7 protein-coding genes are annotated in these 5,571 nt (G+C 65.6%); 4 read left to right on the top strand and 3 right to left on the bottom strand.

Annotated features, from left to right (window positions below; translation table 11 throughout):
* Positions 1–218: helix-turn-helix domain-containing protein (locus tag EP26_RS29555; RefSeq protein WP_211259617.1), on the bottom strand; the 218-nt coding region annotated here is incomplete at its 3' end.
* A 110-nt stretch (positions 219–328) separates the two neighbouring features.
* The gene (locus EP26_RS29550; protein WP_211259616.1) at positions 329–1,279 is read right to left on the bottom strand and encodes an amidoligase family protein; all 951 of its coding nucleotides are present in this window, start codon (positions 1,277–1,279) and stop codon (positions 329–331) included.
* Positions 1,280–1,558: 279 nt separating this feature from the next.
* Here EP26_RS29550 and EP26_RS29545 point away from each other — a divergent pair, with 279 nt between their 5' ends.
* The gene (locus EP26_RS29545) at positions 1,559–2,380 is read left to right on the top strand and encodes an alpha/beta hydrolase (protein ID WP_052389858.1); all 822 of its coding nucleotides are present in this window, start codon (positions 1,559–1,561) and stop codon (positions 2,378–2,380) included.
* A gap of 7 nt (positions 2,381–2,387) precedes the next feature.
* On the opposite strand, the gene EP26_RS29540 is transcribed toward EP26_RS29545, so the two are convergent.
* Complete coding sequence (locus EP26_RS29540) at positions 2,388–2,801, bottom strand: hypothetical protein (protein WP_043344789.1); 414 nt, start codon at positions 2,799–2,801, stop codon at positions 2,388–2,390.
* 695 nt (positions 2,802–3,496) lie between these two features.
* Here EP26_RS29540 and EP26_RS29535 point away from each other — a divergent pair.
* The 3 genes from EP26_RS29535 to EP26_RS29530 all read left to right on the top strand — a co-directional run.
* A complete protein-coding gene (locus EP26_RS29535) occupies positions 3,497–3,955 on the top strand; it encodes a hypothetical protein (protein WP_043344787.1) in 459 nt (152 codons plus the stop codon).
* A gap of 442 nt (positions 3,956–4,397) precedes the next feature.
* Positions 4,398–4,622 carry a hypothetical protein gene (locus EP26_RS35825; protein WP_157033929.1) on the top strand — a complete coding sequence of 75 codons (225 nt, stop codon included), beginning with the start codon at positions 4,398–4,400 and terminating at the stop codon, positions 4,620–4,622.
* 673 nt (positions 4,623–5,295) lie between these two features.
* Positions 5,296–5,571: helix-turn-helix domain-containing protein (locus tag EP26_RS29530; RefSeq protein WP_211259596.1), on the top strand; the 276-nt coding region annotated here is incomplete at its 3' end.

Below are 5,571 nucleotides of genomic sequence, written 5' to 3'. Positions count from 1 at the left end.
GCCGTATCCAGCAGGCGCTGTTCGTCGGGTTTGCGGCCGCGCGGCTTGCCGACCAGCCCTTTCGCGCCCTCAGCTGCAAAGCGCTGGCAGATGTTGATCACCCCGGTCCGGCTCAGCCCGACCTGCTCGGCAATCTCTCGAAAGGTCAGGCCGCGCTGACGAAGCCCGACCACCTGCCGCCGGCGCTCTTCCTGAGCCGCCGCGGGCAGCTTGCGCATGTCCACGTGCCTCATGCCCGCGAACTTGGATCCCCAGTCAATCAGATCAAGACAATGAGGGCCGCATCAATAATGGCTGAGCGCCTGCGATTAGACCGGGTCGTCCGATGCTACGTCTCGAACGCCAGCCGCGCCGAAACTTCCGCCCAGCCCCGTGGCTTTCCCGCCGCTGCGAGATAGACCGCGGCGACCCGCTCCAGTCGCTCCCGGTCCGACGCCAGCTGCTCTACTGCCACCCATCGGTTCCAATCCGACGCGATGCTCCAATCCGGCTGACCCACCCGCGCTGTCGGCAGGCGGTAATGCAGGACAGCCCGCTTGCCGATCTTCTCCTCCGGTAATCTCGCTCGGACCCGCTGCTCATCGAGGTGCAGAAACAGCGGTAACAGATCGAGGTCGCGGTCTCGGGTGGGATTCGCCGCCAGATAGTCGTTCATCAGGTCGGCAAGATCCGGCCAGTAGTCCGGCGCCACCACCCGCCGCACGTAGGCCGGCGGAAAGCCGCCTCCGAAGCCAAGCCTATGGCTCAGCCGGCGCGGCTGGCTCTCCTGCCGCAGCCAGTCGTTCAGCAGCACGAACGCCTTCAGGATCCCAGTGATCGTCTCTGCGTCGAGCCGCGGCACTTCCGGGTTGAAGTGAAGCCCGAACGCGATAGGCCCCACTTCCCGCGCTCCTGCCCGGCGCAGCGCCTCCACGGCTTGGTCGACCAGATATAGCTGGTCTACTGGGATTGGCCGGGTCACCATTTCCCGCGGCACGAAAGGCTGCGCCGCTGTGCCCAGCAGGGCCGCCCAGTTTCGGCCAAGTCGGCCCCAGCGTGTTCCCTGATGGCGCTGGGGATGAGCGTAGCGCATATCGATCTCGACCATCAGTGTGCCGAGCGCCGTTCCCTCAACGGCGAATGCATGCGCGTCCTCCTCTGCGACGGCGCCACCGAGTTCCTCCGCGATCGCCGTGGCCGCCTGCCGCGCACTGAGCGCCCCGAACTCGACCTCGATGCCGACCCTCCGCAACTGCCCATCCACGTTCTCCCGCACTGGTAGATCTGCGAAGCCGATCACGGGCCGCGATGTTTCCTGCATCGGAGCTATTTACCAGCCCGAGGTCATTGGTCCTGTCGACCAGTCGTCACTTGGCCGTCAGGCGTCAGCAAGTTTGCATGTCGGGAAGCCGGCTTGAACCCAGTGCCATGAGCGGAGTACGTGGCCGTTGATAACTCGGCGCCGCGCTGCCTGTGCGCTACCCTGAACCTTCCGCCTGCATCGATGCGCTATCTTGGACCGATTTACTTCCATCCGGCGTCCTGGCGAAGAAGGCGAGCTGCGCCAGGAGCCTGGAGAATGAAGCGCGTGCTGCCAATCTTCCTCGTGCTCGCCCTGGCTTGGTTCCTCGCCGTGATCCTTCTGTGGTGGTTCCAGGAACGCGCACTGTTTCCTGCTGGAGGTGGCGTCCTGGACGACCCACCACCCGGTTCCCGCTTCTCTGCTCATGTGACCCACACGGCTGACGAGCTGCGGCTGCAGTTCTGGGCCGCAGATCCGGGGCCTGGGATGCCCGTGATCCTTTATCTGCACGGCAATGGCGGGCATGCGGGGCACCGTGAGCAAGCCCTTCACCCATTCGCCACTGCGGGCTACGGGGTCGTCCTGGCCGAATACCGCGGCTATGGCGGCAACCCTGGCTTCCCAACGGAGGGCGGGCTGATCGCCGATGCACGAGCTCAGGCAGACTGGGCATTGACGCGCTGGCCCGGCACACCTCTGGTGATCTGGGGCGAGAGTATCGGCACCGGCGTTGCAGTAGCACTGGCCTCAGAGCGGCAGGTGGCCGGGGTGCTGCTGGACTCTCCTTTCACCTCGGTGCGCCAAGTGGCGGCGGATGTCTTTCGCTGGGCACCCGTCCGGCTACTCCTGCGGCACCCTTTCGACAGCCTGGCGCGCCTGCCGGGCGTGAGGGTGCCTGTCTTCGTGATGCATGGAGAGCGGGACGAGGTCGTGCCCGTGGAGCACGGACGCAGGATGCTGGCCGCAGCACCATGCCCGGCGGGCAGCGCCTTCATGCCAGGGGTGGGCCACCCAGCGTTGCTGGCGGATCGGGGAACGGCTGCTAAGGAGGCGGCCATCGCCTTTCTGGCCCGCCTTCGCGTCCAAGGAGGCCAGTAAGCCATGGTTATGGGCCTTCGCGGCCGGTCCGAAAATGCCTAACCACGTCGCGGCCAAGTGCGGCGATGGTGGCCGGCGGGCCTTGCAGGTCGGCCTCATCGGGGTCGATGGCGAACGACGAGCCGTCGAGCCGAACGAGGTGGTCGCTATACTCGCCGTCGATGTCCTCGGGGTCCGCCAACACACAATCAGGTCCAGCGCCGGGCAGCAGCGGGTGCAGCAGATCAAGCGGACAGGCGTGACGGGGCGCCTCAGGAGCCTTCGCAGGCGGGGTATCCAACGGCGGGTCCAGCTCAAACCAGCGGAGCGGCCCGAACTTCCTCTCCAGCCACGCCAGCGGGGCGGGCAGCCTGGCCAAATCCACGATCCCGGTGGCAGGCCGCATGCCTGCGCCGCGCCGCAAAGGGAGATTTAGCGTCATGGCCTCGCGCCCAAGCTCTTCCCAGGCTCGCCCTCGCCGCCAGTCCCCCGTTTCTCGGGCCAATCAGGTCTGCACCCTGCCGTGGTCCTGCTTGGATTGTGCCACCCCATGCGAGCGCATGGCGGCAATCTACGCCGGGCTTGCGCCGCACGCCCCCGATCAAACCGAGGCAAAGCCGGAGCAGCCAGAATGAGCGCCCGTAATCACAGCAGCCCGACGCGCCGCGTCTTCCTCCGCAGGATCGGCGCCTTGGCTGCGGTGGTCGCTACGCTTCCTGCTGTGCCGGCCCTCGCCTCCCGGCCATGGAGCGGCAATTGCATCTGCGGCCTTACTACCCGCTATGGGCGGTCCGCAATAGATCTGATCCCCGAAGAGGAGCGCCGCCGCGTGTGCGCCTGCGCCTCCGGGCTTATGGCTTCGGGCGCGGTGGAAGGCTGCCCACCAGGTCAATGCTTGGCGCACTGGATGGTGTCCACGTTCGCGCCTTTCGCTTCAAGCGTCGCCGGAATTGAGCCGGCGCGGCTACGCAGGGGCGCCGGAGCGGGTGGCCTCGCCTATGCTGCCGTGTTCTCAGCATTGGGCCTGTGCGCTCGTGGAGGCTGTGGCGCTGGCCCCGAAGCACCCGCCTCCGCCTGGAACGCCGTTCACGGCGCCATGGAGGAGGAACTGATCCGTCTGCTGCCGGAGATCCGCGCATGATGGCCTCCCTCTCCAGCAAGGGGCCGTCCCTCGCCGAACTCCGCCGCGCCGGCTGGCGGGTGGTGCAGGTGCCGCGCCTGATCGACACACCGGACGGCCCTGGCCTGTCTTGGGGTTCCGCCTCGTTCTGGACAGCGATACCGCCAAAGGCCGCCCGCATGCGCCCGAGAAGCTTCCCGCGCCGCTGCGATGCTGTGCGCTGGGCTGGCGTGAAATGGGGTGCATGCATTGAGCAGACGGCGCCGGCCCTGAGGAAAAATGCCGAGCTTGCGGAGAACGTTGAGCGTCTTCTGCCGCGCATGAAGCCGAAGGCGAAGGAGTTGCTGGACCACAGCCCTCCGAAATGGGCTGGAACCGCGACCGTGCCGGCGGCAACCCTCCTCGGGACAGTGTTCATGCTGTGGGAGGCGGAGTGGATAATCAAAGAACTGCACAGCCGAGAGGTTGGCGAATAGGGCCGGGCCGCGACGGGGAGGAGGCGACCAACCTCTCTCCCGCTCAGCTCAAGATCCGAAAGCATGGGCGCGTACGTAAATCATCGGATGCTCAGCCAAGCTGAAGAGCCTCCGTGTTCAGCGCCGGTTAGCCATGGGGCGCAAACTCGCCAGTCTCCTGCACGGAGATCGGGCGGAACTTCCCGCCCATCACGGGTATGGAGCCCCACTTCCATCGAGCCGCAGCGCGTCTGCGCAGCGCGCCCTAACCGGAAATAATATAGGCAAAATGCCTACCCAAACGAGGGATTACGGAACCGATGGGAACGACCGAAAAAAACGTGCATGTCGTCCCCCACTCACTTATCTAGTGGGGGAAAGGAAAAAGCTCTTCGCTGCGGCCAAGCCACGTCCTTCCGACGCTTGAGGCGGAGTGCACCCACGAAGCTGGAGTGTTGGCATTATGGATATTGAACTGACCGATGTGTCGCGGACGCTCATTTTGCAAACCGGACACTTGGCTCCTCACCGTTCATACCAACGGCTTTGGGCGGCAATCGTAGATGGCCGTCTACAGGCGGCGAAGGTGAGCGGGAGATGGCGAATTCGTCGTGAGGAATTGCCTGTGGCGGCCAAGATCCTCGGCATGACGGACGTGGCCGCTGAACCAGCCGAGTGCGCCGCGTAATCCGATCCAGACAAGGAAAAGCCCGTCGTCGCTCCCGAGCCTTGGCCGGGATGAGGAGCGAGACGGGCCTACCAAAGCAGTCAAGGATGTCTCTAATTTCTAGCACAAAGCTGCATCGTGCACACCATCTGTCGATTCACGTCGGCGTGGTTTGCGTGTGTCTGGCTCTGCACGACAAGCACCCGCGCGGTGTGTGGTTGGTGACGTGCTGACCTCGTCTGAGCGGCGCCGACTGCTGAGCGCGCTGGCATTGCTGCGCTCGCCGCACGCTGGTGAGCGTGACGCTGCCCGAGCCGCGACGCTGCGCATCCTCCGCGCCGCAGGACTGGACTGGGCAACAGTTATCCCAGGGGCAGAAGCGAAGCCTCGCCACGAACCGCACACCGGCAACGCCCATATGCAGAATTGGCGATCGGCCGCCGCCGCGCTGTTGCGTTGGCACAGCAGTGCGTTCAGCCCCTCTGAAGCCGGCTTCCTCCGCAACATCGGCAGCTTCCCGCGGGTGTCAGCAAAGCAAGAGGCTTGGCTTGAACGCTTGGCCGAGAGGGCGCGTCGCGGCGCAAAGGCTGCATGAGCTACGACGCGAAGGACCGCAGGGCGTTATTGATGCGGCCCTCATTGTCTTGATCTGATTGACTGGGGATCCAAGTTCGCGGGCATGAGGCACGTGGACATGCGCAAGCTGCCCGCGGCGGCTCAGGAAGAGCGCCGGCGGCAGGTGGTCGGGCTTCGTCAGCGCGGCCTGACCTTTCGGGAGATTGCCGAGCAGGTCGGGCTGAGCCGGACCGGGGTGATTAACATCTGCCAGCGCTTTGCAGCTGAGGGCGCGAAAGGGCTGGTCGGCAAGCCGCGCGGCCGCAAACCCGACGAACAGCGCCTGCTGGATACGGCCCAGGAAGCTGAGGTGCAGACGCTGATCCGCCGTCACACGCCGGACGAGCTGGGCTTG

Origin of the sequence: Belnapia moabensis DSM 16746 (assembly GCF_000745835.1) — a bacterium.
GTDB lineage: Bacteria > Pseudomonadota > Alphaproteobacteria > Acetobacterales > Acetobacteraceae > Belnapia > Belnapia moabensis.
This window is presented reverse-complemented; position numbering and strand designations above follow the sequence as displayed.

Bases quoted from the DNA above. Each gene is read 5' to 3' on its own strand.
- EP26_RS29545 (WP_052389858.1), top strand. From the start codon at position 1,559: ATGAAGCGCGTGCTGCCAATCTTCCTCGTGCTCGCCCTGGCTTGGTTC.
- EP26_RS29540 (WP_043344789.1), bottom strand. From the start codon at position 2,801: ATGACGCTAAATCTCCCTTTGCGGCGCGGCGCAGGCATGCGGCCTGCC.
- EP26_RS29535 (WP_043344787.1), top strand. From the start codon at position 3,497: ATGATGGCCTCCCTCTCCAGCAAGGGGCCGTCCCTCGCCGAACTCCGC.
- EP26_RS35825 (WP_157033929.1), top strand. From the start codon at position 4,398: ATGGATATTGAACTGACCGATGTGTCGCGGACGCTCATTTTGCAAACC.